The organism is Sivoneniella epilithica UHCC 1019, assembly GCF_040830845.1.
In the GTDB taxonomy this organism is placed as follows: domain Bacteria; phylum Cyanobacteriota; class Cyanobacteriia; order Leptolyngbyales; family Leptolyngbyaceae; genus ULC077BIN1.
This window is the reverse complement of the sequence record NZ_JBFPDP010000007.1, coordinates 128,663-144,127: the sequence shown is the minus strand read 5'-3', so window position 1 is coordinate 144,127 and position 15,465 is coordinate 128,663. Positions and strand designations below refer to the sequence as shown.

Annotated in this window: 16 protein-coding genes; 10 read left to right on the top strand and 6 right to left on the bottom strand. The window is 46.6% G+C overall.

Features of this window, described 5'->3' with window-relative positions:
• Positions 1-34 precede the first annotated feature (34 nt).
• The 6 genes from AB3R30_RS07010 (at position 35) to AB3R30_RS06985 (ending at position 6,079) form a co-directional block, all read left to right on the top strand.
• On the top strand, positions 35-304 hold the full coding sequence (locus AB3R30_RS07010; RefSeq protein WP_458648439.1) for a GlsB/YeaQ/YmgE family stress response membrane protein: 270 nt from the start codon (positions 35-37) through the stop codon (positions 302-304).
• 442 nt (positions 305-746) lie between these two features.
• Complete coding sequence (locus tag AB3R30_RS07005; RefSeq protein ID WP_458648438.1) at positions 747-3,614, top strand: PAS domain S-box protein; 2,868 nt, start codon at positions 747-749, stop codon at positions 3,612-3,614.
• The gene (locus tag AB3R30_RS07000) at positions 3,571-4,014 is read left to right on the top strand and encodes a response regulator (protein WP_458648437.1); all 444 of its coding nucleotides are present in this window, start codon (positions 3,571-3,573) and stop codon (positions 4,012-4,014) included. The genes AB3R30_RS07005 and AB3R30_RS07000 overlap by 44 nt, the downstream gene beginning before the upstream one ends.
• Before the next feature lie 329 nt (positions 4,015-4,343).
• Entirely contained in the window at positions 4,344-5,489 is a 1,146-nt protein-coding gene (locus tag AB3R30_RS06995) for a sensor histidine kinase (protein ID WP_458648436.1), read from the top strand.
• 108 nt (positions 5,490-5,597) lie between these two features.
• Positions 5,598-5,819: a hypothetical protein gene (locus tag AB3R30_RS06990; RefSeq protein ID WP_458648435.1), complete on the top strand. Its 222-nt coding sequence runs from the start codon at positions 5,598-5,600 to the stop codon at positions 5,817-5,819.
• Between the two features lie 59 nt (positions 5,820-5,878).
• Positions 5,879-6,079 carry a DUF2949 domain-containing protein gene (locus tag AB3R30_RS06985; protein WP_458648434.1) on the top strand — a complete coding sequence of 67 codons (201 nt, stop codon included), beginning with the start codon at positions 5,879-5,881 and terminating at the stop codon, positions 6,077-6,079.
• Positions 6,080-6,124: 45 nt separating this feature from the next.
• Here AB3R30_RS06985 and AB3R30_RS06980 read toward each other — a convergent pair whose 3' ends face one another.
• The 5 genes from AB3R30_RS06980 to AB3R30_RS06960 all read right to left on the bottom strand — a co-directional run bounded on the left by AB3R30_RS06980 (position 6,125) and on the right by AB3R30_RS06960 (position 9,074).
• A complete protein-coding gene (locus tag AB3R30_RS06980; protein ID WP_458648433.1) occupies positions 6,125-6,430 on the bottom strand; it encodes a hypothetical protein in 306 nt (101 codons plus the stop codon).
• Between the two features lie 126 nt (positions 6,431-6,556).
• Positions 6,557-7,111 carry a cell division protein SepF gene (locus AB3R30_RS06975; protein ID WP_458648432.1) on the bottom strand — a complete coding sequence of 185 codons (555 nt, stop codon included), beginning with the start codon at positions 7,109-7,111 and terminating at the stop codon, positions 6,557-6,559.
• 256 nt (positions 7,112-7,367) lie between these two features.
• The gene (locus AB3R30_RS06970; protein ID WP_458648431.1) at positions 7,368-7,868 is read right to left on the bottom strand and encodes a pentapeptide repeat-containing protein; all 501 of its coding nucleotides are present in this window, start codon (positions 7,866-7,868) and stop codon (positions 7,368-7,370) included.
• A gap of 114 nt (positions 7,869-7,982) precedes the next feature.
• Positions 7,983-8,714 carry a RadC family protein gene (gene radC / locus AB3R30_RS06965; RefSeq protein ID WP_458648430.1) on the bottom strand — a complete coding sequence of 244 codons (732 nt, stop codon included), beginning with the start codon at positions 8,712-8,714 and terminating at the stop codon, positions 7,983-7,985.
• A gap of 135 nt (positions 8,715-8,849) precedes the next feature.
• The gene (locus AB3R30_RS06960; RefSeq protein WP_458648429.1) at positions 8,850-9,074 is read right to left on the bottom strand and encodes a DUF6887 family protein; all 225 of its coding nucleotides are present in this window, start codon (positions 9,072-9,074) and stop codon (positions 8,850-8,852) included.
• A gap of 510 nt (positions 9,075-9,584) precedes the next feature.
• On the opposite strand from AB3R30_RS06960, the gene AB3R30_RS06955 reads away from it, so the two are divergent.
• Both AB3R30_RS06955 and AB3R30_RS06950 read left to right on the top strand, forming a co-directional pair.
• Entirely contained in the window at positions 9,585-9,698 is a 114-nt protein-coding gene (locus AB3R30_RS06955) for a DUF6888 family protein (protein ID WP_458648460.1), read from the top strand.
• Complete coding sequence (locus AB3R30_RS06950) at positions 9,695-9,907, top strand: DUF6887 family protein (RefSeq protein ID WP_458648428.1); 213 nt, start codon at positions 9,695-9,697, stop codon at positions 9,905-9,907. The genes AB3R30_RS06955 and AB3R30_RS06950 overlap by 4 nt, the downstream gene beginning before the upstream one ends.
• 106 nt (positions 9,908-10,013) lie before the next feature.
• On the opposite strand, the gene AB3R30_RS06945 is transcribed toward AB3R30_RS06950, so the two are convergent.
• Complete coding sequence (locus AB3R30_RS06945) at positions 10,014-11,417, bottom strand: malic enzyme-like NAD(P)-binding protein (protein ID WP_458648427.1); 1,404 nt, start codon at positions 11,415-11,417, stop codon at positions 10,014-10,016.
• 236 nt (positions 11,418-11,653) lie between these two features.
• Here AB3R30_RS06945 and AB3R30_RS06940 point away from each other — a divergent pair, with 236 nt between their 5' ends.
• Both AB3R30_RS06940 and urtA read left to right on the top strand, forming a co-directional pair.
• The gene (locus AB3R30_RS06940; RefSeq protein ID WP_458648426.1) at positions 11,654-12,427 is read left to right on the top strand and encodes a Uma2 family endonuclease; all 774 of its coding nucleotides are present in this window, start codon (positions 11,654-11,656) and stop codon (positions 12,425-12,427) included.
• A 290-nt stretch (positions 12,428-12,717) separates the two neighbouring features.
• Positions 12,718-15,459, top strand: a complete 2,742-nt coding sequence (gene urtA / locus AB3R30_RS06935; protein WP_458648425.1) for an urea ABC transporter substrate-binding protein — start codon at positions 12,718-12,720, stop codon at positions 15,457-15,459.
• The last annotated feature ends 6 nt before the right edge of the window (positions 15,460-15,465 follow it).

Genomic DNA, 15,465 nt, shown 5'->3' with positions numbered 1-15,465 from the left:
ATGGTTAAAACAAACGTTTTTGGAGATTAAAAAAATGACTATTATTGCATGGATAGTTTTGGGCTTGTTGGCTGGTGCGATCGCCAAAGCAATTTATCCTGGCGCTCAAGGTGGCGGTATTCTTTCAACAATGCTCCTAGGTATCATCGGTGCATTTGTAGGCGGTAGTTTGTATACCCTTCTGACCACTGGTGCATTAAATCTAAGCTCAGTGGCTTTTACCATTCCTGGCGTAATCATTGCGGTTTTGGGAGCCATGGTTGCTATCTTCCTTTGGGGCTTGATGACTCGGAACGCTGCATAACCTGTTAATTTTCATCTTGCAAAAACCTCTTGCAAGAACGCAATACCTCTAGAAATACGATACCCTCAAAACTCTCTGTAACAAATCTATGTTGCGGAGAGTTTTTGTGTGGAATACAGAGTATTAGAAACGGATGAATAGTTTAGAACACAAAGATCCTTGAGAAATAAAGCAACGAATGTTTGTTGTCTTGACTGTTTTTCGTACTGCTATAACCTTGAGAAAACCCATAAATTCCCCACTAAACTATTTTACTAAATATTAACTGTGCTTCTTCCTTACAATTAATATGCTAGGGGTAAAGACAGGAGAACCTAACTCAAACTTGCTGGTATAACAGCGGATGAATAGGTAAGACACAAAGATCCTTGAGAAATAAGGAATAACGGATGTTTGTTGTCTTGATCTTTCCTTGTACTGCTTTACAAGAAGGAGGATTTGCTTGAAAAAGCTTTCTGAAAAAGTTGTTACGGGTGGATTTGCTTTATCAATGCTGCTGTTAAGTGGAGTCGGTGCTGAGTCTTACTTGCAGGTGCGTCAGTTAAATGAGAATCGGCGATCGGTTCAGCATACTCATAAGGTATTGGAGTCAATTTATATGGCTCTCGACAGTGTTGAAGATGCTGGAAAAGGGCAACGCAGTTATGTATTTTCAAATGGTGAAGATGCTGCTGCGCGAGAAGAGTTTTGGAATAGTGTGAAAAAACGAGAGCGATCGCTTGCCCAAGTTCGGCAACTAACCCAAGATAATCCTGACCAGCAGCGGTATTTAAATACACTTGAACCTTTGATAGCAAAGCGGTTGATCCTTCTCCAACAATCGATCAATTTAGTCCAACAAAATCCGGCAGACCAAGCTACTCAGACTGCAATTTCTAAACAATCTCTTAGCCTGCATCGAGAGATCGAGTCGAAACTGCAAGCCATGATCACAGTGGAACGCACTTTGCTACAGCAACGCTCCGCCGCGACAGACCGTAGTGTCAAACGCGCACTTTGGATTAGTGGAATTGGGAATGCTTTGGGGTTTAGCCTGCTGATTGGCATCTTTTCTTTGCTTTTGCATCAAATCCGCGAAGCGAAGCGCGACGAAGTCGTTCGCTATCGGGCAGAAATGGCACTCCAGCAAGCCAACGATCGCTTAGAAGCTAATGTGGAAAAGCGCACCCTGGAACTTGCCCAGGCAAATTTATCGCTGCAAACCGAGTTAACAGAGCGTCAGCTAGCAGTACGGGCACTTCTGGATAGTGAAAAGCAACTGCGTCTGATTACTGATGCCCTACCCGTCTTGATTTCCTACATTGATTCAGAGCAGCGTTATCGTTTTAATAACAAAACCTATGAAGAGTGGTTTGGTTCTTCTCAAAAAGATTTGACCGGACGGTTGCTGAAAGACGTGGTAGGTGAATCTGCTTATCAAACCATTCGCCACTATGCGGAAGCCGTTCTAGCAGGACAAACTGTTAGCTATGAAAGCCTCATCTCTTATCAAACGGGGGGCGATCGCTGGGTTCATGTGACCTATATTCCCGATTTTGATGAGCAGAAAACTGTTAAAGGCTATTTTGCCTTAGTTGATGATATTAGCGATCGCAAACAAACCGAGGTATCGCTCCGCCAAAGTGAAGAACATTTACATCGAATCTTACAAAATATGCCAGTCATGCTGGATGCCTTCGATGACAATTGGAACCTGATTGAGTGGAACCGAGAATGTGAACGGGTGACGGGCTATCGTGCTGATGAAGTAGTAGGCAATTCCCAGGTTATGGAACTGCTCTATCCCAACTTGGAGTATCGCCAGCGAATGATACAGGCATGGCGCGATCGCGGCAATGATTACCGCCAGTGGGAATGGGAAGTTACCTGTAAAGATGGCACGATCAAAACGATTTCATGGTCTAGCATTTCTGACCAGTGTCCAACTCCCGGTTGGGCTTTTTGGGGGATTGGGGTCGATGTCACAGATCGCAAAGCGGCTCAGCAAGAAGTCGTTCAACTTAACCAATCGCTGAATCACCAAATTAGGCAGCTAGAAACCTTATTAGAAGTGATCCCCATTGGCATTGGCATTGCCCAAGATCCAGAGTGTAAACATATTAAGGTTAATCCTGCTTTTGCAAAGCAACTTGGTATTCCTACCACAATCAATGCGTCTCTCAGCACTCCGCCTAAAGAATCTCCTACATTTAAGGTGTATCAAAATGGCAGAGAAATGATCCCCGAAGAGTTGCCCATGCAATATGCAGCGGCTCACGGGGCTGTAGTGATGGATGTTGAAATCGATGTGGTGCATGAAAATGGCAAGGTGGTGACGCTGCTAGAATATGCTGCGCCTTTGTTTGATGAGCAGAATCAAATTATTGGCTGCGTGGGCGCTTTTTTGGATATTAGCGAACGAACGCAACTACAAGCCGCCCTGCAACAGATGAATGAGGCATTAGAAATTAAAGTTCAAGAGCGCACGGCAGAATTGAACCAGGTAAATGAAGATCTGACTCGTTCTAATCAAGAGCTAGAGCAGTTTGCTTATGTAGCATCCCACGATTTGCAAGAACCTCTGAGGGCAATTAGCGGCTATACCCAACTGTTAGCCAAAGACTACCTCAATCAACTTGATGCAACCGGACAGCAATACACCGCTTATGTGGTTGAAGGGGCTGCTCGGATGCAGCAGTTAATCCAAGACCTGCTGGATTATTCTCGCATTGGCACTCGTGATCTGGTGCTGACTGCCGTCGATTCCAATGCCGTTTTGAATCGGGTGTTAGATAATTTGCAACTCGCGATCGCCGAAAGTAATGCCATTATCACCCACGATCCCTTACCCACGGTCACTGCCGATAAGACTCAGCTTATCCAACTTTTTCAAAACCTAATTGGCAACGCCATCAAATTTCGGCGAGAATCACCGCCCCAAATTCACATTAGTGCCACTTGGGACAATAGCAATGGGCGATCTCATCGTTCCGATCCCCATCCTCCAAACCCTGAACCTACCGACCCTATTCCTGCCACCGAAGTAGTTTATCTATTCGCCATCCGCGATAATGGAATCGGCATCAAACCTCGCTATCTGGAGCGTATTTTTGAAATCTTCAAACGGCTGCACACCCGGCGAGAGTTTCCCGGCACGGGGATTGGGTTAGCCATTTGCAAAAAGATTGTCGATCGCCACAATGGGCGCATTTGGGCAGAATCTGAGCCAGACATAGGCACCACTTTCTATTTCACGCTTCCCCAACCTCCTACCCCCGCATCTTCCTATGGTTCGCCAAACCCTCAACTCAATCGAGATTCTATTGATTGAAGATTCTCCTAGCGATGCCAACCTGACGATTCAAAGCCTCCAACAAGCTAAAATCACCAATACCCTGCATTGGGTGGAAGAAGGTGAGGCAGCAATGGATTTTTTGTATCAGCGGGGAGACTATCCCGATGCGCCGCGCCCCGATCTGATTGTATTGGACTTAAATTTGCCGGGAATGGATGGTCGCGAAATTTTGGCAGAAGTGAAAGCAGACTCCAGTTTGAGACGAATTCCGGTGGTAGTGCTAACCACGTCATCCAATGAAGAAGATGTCCTGCGTTCCTATGATCTCAATGCCAATTGCTATGTGACGAAACCCTTTAACGTGCAGCAGTTTATCCAAGTTGTGCAGTTGATTAGCGACTTCTGGCTCACTGCTGTGAAACTCCCTCTAGAATGAGGGATGGGTAAGACGCATTTCAACTTCACTCAAGGGTCGGCTCCTTTGCAGGTAGTGGGTTGAGCGTAGTCGAAACCCGAAAATTGAGGCTTGCTTAATCCTGTCTTGCTACTTTTTTAAATTCAAAATTCAAAACTTAAGACTCAAAACTTTTCTATAAATATCTGTCAATCGGGGAAACCCCATAGTTTGCACTGCCAGCGAAAATAGTAACTCAACAAGAATACGGATGTTCCTACCTTAAGATACAGTCATCCTAAGTCGAGTTCCTTGAATGAAAATCACTCACGGTTCTTCAGAAAGCTCCTCATTCTTAACAAGTCAGTTTCATGGACAAAACACCCCTGCATGTCTTGTTGGTGGAAGATAGCCCAACAGATGCCGATTTGCTAAGACAAGTTTTTTTGCGTTCTAGTCAAGAACAATGGCGATTGACGCATGTTGAGCGGCTCGAAGCCGCGATCGCCCACTGCCAAGATAACTCCTATGACGTGGTTTTATTAGACCTCGGTTTGCCCGATTCTGATGGTCTAGAAACCGTCACCGAATTTCGGGCAAGTGTGTTCACTGTTCCAGTGGTCGTCCTGACCATGATGGATGATGATGAATTTGCTTTACAAGTGATGGCACGAGGCGCACAGGATTATCTGGTTAAAGAGCAAATCACCAGCCAATTGTTGGTGCGATCAATCCGCTATGCGATCGAGCGAGAACGAATTTTGCAACAGCTTAAAAACAGTGAACGCACTATTTTGAATGCTTGGGAACAGGAACAGGAATTAAATCTGCTGAAATCAAGTTTCATTTCTATGGCATCTCACGAGTTTCGAACTCCCATGACGACAATTCGCACATCAACGGAGTTATTGCAAAAGTTCGATCGCGAACTGACTGAACAAAAAAAGCACGATTACTTTGAACGAATTAAAGCAGCCATTCGACAGATCACCCATTTGTTGGATGAAATCTTGCTATTGGGTAGCGGTGAAGCAGGTGGGCTACGCTATCGACCAGAGCCACTCGATTTAACAAAATTCTGTATTGAACTGATAGAAGACTTGCAGTTTAGCCATAGCCAGCACTACACCATCACGGCTGAATATGAAGGAGACTGCTCGATTGTAGAGATGGATGCTGCGCTGCTGTGGCACATTCTCACCAATTTACTTTCCAATGCAATCAAATATTCGCCACCCAAAAGCAAGATTCAATTTAGCTTATGCTGCCAAGCAGACACTGCCACTTTCCGAGTGCAGGATCACGGTATTGGCATTCCGCTAAAAGATCAAAGCCATTTGTTTGAAACGTTTTATCGCTGTAGCAATGTGGGCAAGGTTCAAGGAACTGGGTTAGGACTGGCGATCGCCAAAAAATGTGTTGATCTGCATCGAGGAGACATTCAAGTCACGAGCGAATTAGGAAAAGGGGCTGTGTTTGCAGTGGCATTGCCCATGCGCCCTGCCTATAGCCAGTGATCTCAGTCACACTCTCTATCCTTGGATCTCACACACGTATAGCCTTGTCAATCACCCGAAACCCCTTCTAGAAGAACGATAGTTGGATTATGAATTTGGTATCCCTTCATGATTTCAATTTGTCTTTTACCGACTGCTTTACCCGAATTATTTGCTCAATCTAGCTCTACAGGTAGGCTTACATTAGCCGATCGCTATGGGATGATGGCAACCATCCTGAGTACTCAATCGACTCAGGAAGAGTTACATTTGATCGATCGCCTGCTCTATGGGCTTCGTAGAGGAAGAATAGAGATCGTTGATGAACTATCTTCTGTCTTAACCAGGTAATGGTCTTCATCAAGCTAATTACGCTGCAAAATCAACTCTCAATAATCACTAGGAACACGATGGAAAGTAGAACGAAACAGTTAATCGGATTTCTTCAAGAAGAATTGGCGATTCCCTCTGATAAAATTCCTGACATTATTCAACAGTGCCAAAATTTGAACCGATTACCCGTGATTTTGTGGCAGCAAAAATTGATTACCATTCCTCAACTCGATCGCGTCTTTAAGTGGCTAGAAGGCTTCATTGGCTCAGCCGCTTGAGTGCAACTCTAGTTCCTTTTTTCCAAAAAATTGCACCCGTAGCAATTATTGAACAATACAGTTCCTATAAACGAAGGCATAGTTAATTTCGATGGAAGCTTCTTGGTTGACCATCGTCAGTAAAGTGCGTTTAGCGGCAAACTTGAGTCCTTCCCGCGCATCTAACGGCAGTAGTTTCAAGGAAGTAGATCCATCTAGTTTTAGTTTGGCTCTGTCGGGTCTAACCGTCACTTCAAAGGTCTTGCCATCTTCACAGGCATATTTGAAGTATTCTTCTTGAGCTTGGGCTGGAAAGATTGCAATAGTAGTCAACAATGGCAAAATCAATCCGGCAACATTAACAATTTTCATGGGGCTTTCTCCGCAACTTATGGCTATTACGTTGAGAATGCCCACACTAGATTTTAAGCCTGATCAGATCAGCCCAAAACTTCATCCTTTTCGCTGCTTTAATAAAGATTGCATCAATATCGGTCACTACTTCACCCGAAATTGATGGTCGGAGGTTGCAATGGTTGGCGCGATCGCAGACATCGTATGCAGCATGGAGGGTTGAGTTGGCTCTACGGGCATGACAGGATTGAAAGTGGGTTGAGCAGACCCTTGAGCCGTAATTTGAACCACATTAGGAGTGAACAGAAAAATATTCTCGCCTAGGCGCTCTTGATGCCCGTCGATCGCAAACACTCCCCCCGCCACAAAATCAACGGAGCGCTGTGCCTGCTCTGGGTCCATATGCAGCATGTTTAGAATGACAGACTTTCGCTCTCGCAAAATCCTAACGGCTTGGGGAATTTCTTCAAATGATCGGGGCTGTAAAATCACCACTTCGGAAATCCCCGCCGCTCGATTTGGCATCCCAATCACGTTATTGGCTGGCGCAATCGCACGCTCACGGGGCAGCATCGCCGCTTCTTGTGCCATCGTTGGATTTTGAGCAAACTCTTCATCGCCGTACTCATAGTCATAGTCGGCTTCATCAAACTGCTCTGCAAACCCAAACGAATCCCAAACACGCCGGAAAATATTCATGCCAAGCTAGCTCCAGATCAATTTGCCCATATCTTAGTTCATTTGTCCTACTGATTACAAATGCAAGTGCTAAATAAAATGCAGCCGCAAAATAATCCAAGAACGACCCAGCAGTAGGCTGGGCTGTCTAAGGCTAGGGCTTGGTAGATAGTAGCCGATAGGAACGAACTGGGAACACTTTTTTGCGCTCACGTCCGATCCAGTCTGTGATCCCACAGCAGATTTAGCTTTATGAGGGCGATCGCGATCAGACAATTTAACGGCAGCCCAGTGATTCTCGCGTGTCAACACCTGTCACCGCGTTGATGCCGCTAGCGGTTTCGCACAACCGCAACACCTGTCCGCGATCGAGGGCAGCATCACTAAAATCTGCACCAGTGACCGTCGTATTTTTGAAGCTAGATTTCAGCATCATCGCAGACGTGAAAATCGCATTACTCAGGTTTGCGCCTGAAAAATCTGTAAGATAGGCGATCCCATTACTAAAATCAGCGCTGCTTAAGTCAGCATTCATTAAGCTTGTGCCATTAAAGACAACGCCCCGGAGGTCTGCCCCTTTGAAGTTTGCATCCTTAAAATTGGCATCGGCAAATTCAGCTTTAACCAAATTTTGCCCAGAGAAATCTTTGTTGATAGTCTCGTTGTCATCGATCGCCCGAATTGCCGCCGAACTCGCTGCATAAGCAGGATTGGGCAGAAATTGAGCCGAGAGCAATAGCACAATCAAGAGTCCGAAGAAAAGACGAAATAACCGCATAAAGAATGTACTTAGAAATTAGCGTTCCTTCGTCAAAGTAACACTTGCAGCCTTGAAAGAAAGTATTCTTCCCACAAACGCCGCTATTTTTGCGAGTTTTTTGGTCGTTTCCGCTTAATCTTCCTGGGGTTGCTCACTCCATAGGGATGTTGTTTGTCTCAAGCTGAGAAAATCTCCGTTTCCCAAAATTAAATGATCCAGCAATGGAATGCCCAAAAACTGCGCCCCTGAGAGTAATTGGCGAGTCAATGTCAGATCTTCCTGGCTCGGTTCCACATTTCCAGACGGGTGATTGTGGGCAACGATAATCCGAGTTGCTCCCTGTTTTAGCACTTCTCGAAAGATTTCACGGGGATGTGCCAGGGTTTCGGTTGCGGTGCCAATACTGACCACGCGAGTGCCCAACAGCCGATGTTTTACATCTAAAAAGACGACAGCAAACCGCTCTTGAGCTTGCCACATCAAATCGTGACTCAGGGCTGCTGCTGCCACAGCCGGATCGTCAATCAGCGTCGTTTCGGCAGGACGAGATTGAAAGACTCGCTTACCCAGTTCGATCGCTGCCAAAATTGTAGTTGCCTTTGCCTCCCCAATCCCAGGAACCCTGGTCAACTCAGCCACCGTCACCGTTCGCAAAGCAGATAGCGGATCGTGTTGATATTTGCCCAACTCATGCAGCAAATATTGCCCTAGACCTACTGCTGAAAGTTTTCCGGCTCCTTGCCCTGTTCCTAACAAAATTGCAATCAGTTCCGCCGTCGCAAGATGCCGTGAACCATAAGACATTAAACGTTCGCGGGGACGTTCGCTTGCAGGCATATCTGCAACTTTGAGGGAATAAGTCATGGATGCACCAAAGAACTTTGGGAAAAACAAGAATATTGTTCAGTTATTCCCAAAATCGGCGCTTTTAGCACTTTTTTTGAGAGTGCATTAAAAATTAGTGGGATGAGGAGCGATCGCTGCGGTAAAGCTAGCAATTTAACCTGCGGAATCAGGTTTACTGTGGGCTTCAAGCAGAGAGCGCAGCGTTTCTTGCTGCTGTTGCCATTCCAAGTCAGTGTGTGCAAATGGAAATCTGACCACTCTAGCATTAAGAGATCGACGGCTGAACAATGCTTCTAAGGCATCCAAGGCATCACGATGCTGTAGCACGTAAGCTTTCAATTCTTGTTTTGACATCGCGTTGAAATCTGGCTTTATCATTAATAAACTCCCAAATTCCACAATTATTTTTGCATCTCTTCACCCACAAGTTTTCAAGCAGAGCCTAGAAACCAGACACAACCATAACTTTAAAAATGGCTAGAATCCTTGCACCTTAAGCTTGACAGGTCTGGACGCGAGAGAAGAAACACCAAACCCAAATCTCGGCAATCATCGCAGGATCAAATACAGGATCAATTCCCGTAGGAAAACTAAAACCCCCAAACGCAGGATGCATTCCCCTCCCAGGAAACTCTCCCACGAGCCAGTTTGGTGTTAAGTGACTCAAAAACTTTCTCGATCGTTGTAGGGGAATAGGCAGATGGTTCTTCTGCCATAGGGGCTGGCTCAGCGAGGAGATGTTTCTTTTTTAACTTAAAAATCTAGCGCTATCCAAACATCTACCCATTTTCGAGGGATTGCTTTGTGTTTCCTCTTACCTGATACTCTGATGCAGAGCGATTTGGTTGCGAGGAGTTAGACTTTGCCAACTGCTGAACAAGGTATTCGATCACTCCTATCTTTGTGGTTCGCCTCGACGAGCGCACGGGTAATGTGTTTATCTTGGCAGGAGATAACATAGAGATGGAAATCTATCGCAATGGTCTTTGGAGATTCTTATGATTCAGCCTGACTTCAATACCATGACCAAGGTTGAGCTAAGAGCTTATGTAATTGCCCATCGCGCTGATGAGGCTGCATTTCGTGCCTTCGTCGATTGCTTTACCGCTGAAGCGTCTCCAGGGACTTTTGATATCCCAAAATCACCCGCCGAGATTGAGGAAGTTGAAAGCTTAATTCGGCAAAAGTTAGAGCAATTGAAGACAGGCTAAAACCCCTTGAGTACCGCATCAGTTGAGTGGCGATCGCCTCTAGCACGGTAATTTCAGCATGGTCAGCAAGAGCAGTGGCAACGGGTCATCTTCTGCCAGTTTGCGACTAATTCCTGGCGACTCCATCTTGACGGGCGGCGCGTTGAACAGCAGCAGCAACAGCAGTTGCGACGCGATCGTCAAAAACCGAGGGAATGATGTACTCAGCGTTGAGATCGGAGGGTTTGACCAGTTCCGCGATCGCGTGGGCTGCTTCCAAATACATACTGGTGGTAAAAGTTTGAGCGCGACAATCAAGGGCACCACGAAACAGTCCTGGAAATGCCAACACGTTGTTGATTTGGTTGGGATAATCGCTGCGCCCCGTTGCCATGACTGCCACATCTTGAGTAATGAGTTCGGGCTGAATTTCAGGAATCGGGTTTGCCATCGCAAAAACAATGGGGTCTTTTGCCATGGATCGCACCATTTCGGGCGAAACCACTCCTGGCGCACTCACCCCCAAAAAAACATCGCTGTCTTTCATGGCATCTGCCAAGTTACCGCCTTGCTCCACGGCAAATTCGCGCTTTTGATCATTCAGGTCGGCGCGATCGCGAGACAAAATCCCCTTGGAATCACACATACAGATATGCTGAGCATCGGCTTTTCGTAGCAATCGGGCGATCGCCACTCCTGCCGCACCTGCCCCATTGATCACAATTCGCACCTCTGCCATTTGTTTTTTCACTACCTTCAACGCATTCAGCAGCGCGGCTAAACTGACGATCGCGGTGCCGTGCTGGTCATCATGAAAAATCGGAATATTCAGTTCGCGCTGGAGTCGTGCCTCAATTTCAAAACAGCGGGGTGCCGCGATATCTTCCAAATTCACGCCGCCAAACACCGGGGAAATTCGCTTCACGGTTTCCACAATTTCATCGGTGTCTTGGGTTGCCAAACAAATCGGAAACGCATCCACGCCGCCAAATTCTTTAAATAGCATTGCTTTTCCTTCCATCACGGGCATGGCGGCTTCCGGTCCTAGATTACCCAATCCTAAAACAGCACTGCCATCGGTGACGATCGCCACCATATTTTGCTTAATCGTCAGGTTATACACTTCTTCAGGATTGTCGGCGATCGCCGAGCAAACCCGCCCTACTCCAGGCGTATATGCCATTGCCAGATCTGCCTGTCCTCGCAGCGGAATCCGACTATTCACCGTGATTTTGCCGCCTCGATGAATGGTAAAAGTGCGATCGTAGACATTGATCACCTTGGTTTCTGGCAGCGCCTTAACCGCAGCCACAATCGTTTCAGCATGTTCAGTGCTAACACAGTCCACGGTAATATCTCGCACAGAAACCTGACGAGTTTGCTCAATCAGGTCAATTTGCCCCATGCTGCCGCCCAAGGTCGAAATTGTTTTCGTCACGTTTGCCAACATACCAGGGCGATTGGGAAACTGAAAGCGAATGGTCAAACTGTAACTAGAATTGGGGGTCAGGCTAGGTGTCAGATCTGTCATGATGCCTCGTTAAGTTATAAACACAATGCTTTTTGCAGAGCATCTGAAAGTTTAGTCAGTATGCCAAACTCTAAACGTTCTTTCATGACTTAGCTTAAAAAAATATAAGTTCCGCAACTGTACTCAGCCACACCAAACTCAGTCATATCAATCCTCAGCTTTAGTTAGTTCTTTTATGTACGGCGCTCTGCCCACCGAATAAACCCGCTACACTAAGGGCAATCCTGACGTAGAGAATGGATCGGATGATGGTCGATTTACTGCTACTCTCTGATGAACCTGCCAGTCCTGATGCCAGCCAATGGGTCACAGAGAACGATATACCTGTGGATAACTTTGCTTCCGAAAAACAACAGCGCCTTCTGGTTGGTTCCCTTTATAGTTCTTTGAAGGGGCAAGTCTTTCTGTCTGCGGCAAATGTGGGCGTTTACCACACGGCTGCTCAGCCTGCCATTGTGTCTGATGTGTTGGTTAGCTTTGATGTACAAGTTCCAGACAATTGGTGGGAAAAACAGCATCGTTGCTACCTGGTTTGGAACTTTGGTAAACCGCCCGAAATTGTCATTGAAATTGTTTCTAATCAGGTGGGCGATGAACTGGGCACAAAGTACCAGATTTACGAACATATGCGCGTCAGCTACTACGTTGTGTATGACCCCAATCGGCAACTCAGCGATCGCCCTCTCCGAATCTATGAACTGCGGGGACGGCACTATGTCGAACTGGAGGAGCAATGGCTAGACCAGGTTGGCTTAGGGTTGACCTTGTGGCAGGGAAACTTTGAAGAACGACAGGATACCTGGTTGCGCTGGTGCGATCGCGATGGGGTGGTGCTGCTGACGGGGGATGAGAAAGCAGACCAAGAGCAACAGCGGGCAGATCGGGCAGAGCAGGGACAACAAGCCGCGATCGCTCAATTATTGACAATGGGCATGACTCCAGACCAAGTTGCAGAAACCCTTGGCTTGTCGCGTCAGGGTGTAGAACAAGTGACGAATAAAAAAGCCTGATTAAAAAGGCTGATATCAGTTCTAAGCCCCTACTGTTTCTCCTGCCGCTACTAAACCCAAAAGAACAACAGACACCCAGTCCGGATTTTATTCATCAGTCGATGTTTAACTGACAAAAGGGGGGGACACGATCGCGTCTCCTCTATTCAACTACTGGTCAGGAACCGCTTTTGATGTTGTCATCTTCATCTTGTTTCTGGTCAAACACCTGTCATCACACCAGCAATTCCCAACCGATTAAGGAATAATAATTCTTAGGGGGTTAATATTCTTTTACTCCACTTCATCCCATGATACGCATCGGTCTTTTGCATTCATTAACTGGCTCAATGGCAATCAGTGAGCGATCGCTGGTTGACGCGGCGCTGATGGCGATCGCCGAAATTAATCAGGCGGGTGGTGTACTCGGTCAGGCGATCACGCCCATTATTGAAGATGGAGGTTCTAATGAAAAAATATTTGCTCAAAAAGCCAGAAAACTGATCCAGCAAGACAAAGTTGCCACGCTATTTGGCTGTTGGACTTCTGCCTGTCGCAAAGCCTTAGTACCCGTTTTGGAAGAGTTTAATACTCTGTTATGGTATCCTCTGCAATACGAAGGTTTGGAAGAATCCCAGCATATTTTCTATACGGGATCATGCCCCAACCAGCAGGTTCAACCCGCTTTAGAGTGGCTGGTCAAGCATCATGGCAAGCAGTTTTACTTAGTCGGATCAGACTATGTGTTTCCGCGCACCGTTCACAAAATTATTCAGGCTCAGGTGAAAGGCTTGGGTGGCACTGTGATAGAAGAAGCCTATGTGCCTTTAGGCGGCAAGGATTTTACTCAAATTCTCGATCGCATTCTGCATCTACAGCCTGATATCATCTTCAACACGCTCAACGGCGATAGCAATCTGGCATTTTATCGGCAGTATCACCAAGCGGGAATTCAGCCTATTCACATGCCGATTATGGCAGTTAGTGTTGCCGAGCCAGAACTCCAAAGCATCGCCACCGAAGCCGCAGGCACCTACGCCAGTTGGAGTTATTTCCAAAGTTTAGACACGCCCCAAAATCAGCAGTTTGTCAAAAATTTTCAGGCGAGGTATGGAGCCGATCGCGTCACCAGTGATCCCATTGAAACTGCCTATACTCAAGTGTATTTGTGGAAGCACACTGTAGAAACGGCGAGATCGCTAGAGATTGATGCAATCCGAGCCGCTGCCCTTGGGCAAACCTTTGACGCACCTGGCGGGTCAGTGCGAATTGATGAAACCCAACATCTTTGGAAAGATTGCTATCTGGGCAAAGCACAGCCCAATGGACAGTTTGAAATTGTGGATCAGAGCGATCGCCCCATCCAACCCCTACCCTGGCTCGGTATCAAGCAACTGCGCGATCCCGTCCTGCAAGACTTGATTGTAAATCTACTCGCAGAAGTGCCCCAAGCGGTGCAGCATATCTCCCAGCTAGAGCAAAAATCTCAGGAGCTAGAAACTGCTCTAACCCAATTGCAAAGCGAAACCACAGCACGACAACAAACCGAAGCCGAACTTCAGGCAATGTTCACGGCAATGAATGATTACGTGGTTGTTCATGATGGGCAGGGGCAATATCTCAAAGTCCTGTCTACTCAAGCCAGCATCGCATACAAACCAGAAATTACTCGGATTGGCAAAACGCTCCATGATGTTTTGCCTCCAGAACAAGCAGATAGACATCTATTTCACATTCAGCAGGTTTTGCAAACTCAGCAGGCGACCAATGTTGAGTACCAACTGCCGATTCAAGGCGAGATCCACTGGTTTTCTGCCCATATTGCGCTCCTAACAAAAACTACCGTCATTTGGGCAGCACGCGACATTAGCAACTTGAAACGCACCGAGGCAGAATTGCGGCAAAGTGAACATAAAAAGCGGGCGCTGCTGGAGATCATTCCTGATTTAATGTTGCAGATGAACCGCGACGGAATTTATTTGGATTTTATTCCGCCCACTAATTTCAACGTGGTTGGGGAAGACCTGATTGGTAAAAGCGAGTATGAAGTGATGCCGCTGAGTCACGCCAAAAAGCGAATGTATCACGTTGAACTGGCACTGCAAACGGGCAAACTGCAACTCTTTGAATCGACCTTGGAAGTCAATGGGGTGATTCAGTATGAGGAGTCGCGGATTATTCCCTTTGGCGAAAATGAAGTGCTGATTATTGTGCGAGATGTCAGCGATCGCAAGCGATCGGAACTTGCCTTAGCTCAAGCCCATGCAGAAATTGTTTTGCTGAATGAACAGTTGAAATCAGAAAACTTGCGGATGGGGGCGGAGTTAGCAGTAACTCGTCGGCTACAAGAAATGGTGCTGCCGCGAGATGCGGAACTGCAAGCGATCGTACCTTTAGATATTGCGGGATTTATGCAATCCGCCGAAGAAGTGGGCGGCGATTATTACGATGTGGTGCAGCACAACGGCAAAGTGCGGATTGGCATTGGGGATGTTACTGGGCATGGTTTGGAAAGCGGCGTGTTGATGATAATGGCACAAACTGCCGTGCGAACCTTAATTGCCAATGGCGAAGAAGACCCCATCAAACTGATGAATACGATTAACAGTACTTTATATGACAATACGCGCCGGATGAAATCCCATAAAAACATGACCCTGTCGCTGCTTCAGTATGAAACAGGCGTGTTAAATCTTAGCGGACAGCATGAAGATGTCATTGTCTTGCGGACGGATGGCGCGATCGAAAGTTTTGATACCTTTGACCTGGGTTTTCCCTTGGGATTGGAAAAAGATATTAGTGCTTTCGTTGCTCAAACGAACATTCAGCTAAACCCTGGAGATGTGGCGGTGCTGTATACCGATGGGATTACGGAAGCGATGAATATGCAAAAACAGCAGTATGGCTTGGATCGGTTTCATCGAGTGCTGCAAAATAATCGCGATCGCCCTGCCACCGAAATCCGTCAGCATGTGATTCGCGATGTCATGGCATTTGTCGGCGATCAGCGTGTATTTGATGACATTACCCTACTGATCCTCAAACGCCGTTAATTGCTG

Coding starts and splice junctions, on each gene's coding strand:
- AB3R30_RS06950 (WP_458648428.1), top strand. CDS start 9,695: ATGATTCAGCCTGACTTCAATACCATGACCAAGGTTGAGCTAAGAGCT.
- AB3R30_RS06960 (WP_458648429.1), bottom strand. CDS start 9,074: ATGATAAAGCCAGATTTCAACGCGATGTCAAAACAAGAATTGAAAGCT.
- AB3R30_RS06975 (WP_458648432.1), bottom strand. CDS start 7,111: ATGAATATTTTCCGGCGTGTTTGGGATTCGTTTGGGTTTGCAGAGCAG.
- radC (WP_458648430.1), bottom strand. CDS start 8,714: ATGACTTATTCCCTCAAAGTTGCAGATATGCCTGCAAGCGAACGTCCC.
- urtA (WP_458648425.1), top strand. CDS start 12,718: ATGATACGCATCGGTCTTTTGCATTCATTAACTGGCTCAATGGCAATC.
- AB3R30_RS07000 (WP_458648437.1), top strand. CDS start 3,571: ATGGTTCGCCAAACCCTCAACTCAATCGAGATTCTATTGATTGAAGAT.
- AB3R30_RS07010 (WP_458648439.1), top strand. CDS start 35: ATGACTATTATTGCATGGATAGTTTTGGGCTTGTTGGCTGGTGCGATC.
- AB3R30_RS06970 (WP_458648431.1), bottom strand. CDS start 7,868: ATGCGGTTATTTCGTCTTTTCTTCGGACTCTTGATTGTGCTATTGCTC.
- AB3R30_RS06985 (WP_458648434.1), top strand. CDS start 5,879: ATGGAAAGTAGAACGAAACAGTTAATCGGATTTCTTCAAGAAGAATTG.
- AB3R30_RS06990 (WP_458648435.1), top strand. CDS start 5,598: ATGATTTCAATTTGTCTTTTACCGACTGCTTTACCCGAATTATTTGCT.
- AB3R30_RS06945 (WP_458648427.1), bottom strand. CDS start 11,417: ATGACAGATCTGACACCTAGCCTGACCCCCAATTCTAGTTACAGTTTG.
- AB3R30_RS06940 (WP_458648426.1), top strand. CDS start 11,654: ATGGATCGGATGATGGTCGATTTACTGCTACTCTCTGATGAACCTGCC.
- AB3R30_RS06995 (WP_458648436.1), top strand. CDS start 4,344: ATGGACAAAACACCCCTGCATGTCTTGTTGGTGGAAGATAGCCCAACA.
- AB3R30_RS06980 (WP_458648433.1), bottom strand. CDS start 6,430: ATGAAAATTGTTAATGTTGCCGGATTGATTTTGCCATTGTTGACTACT.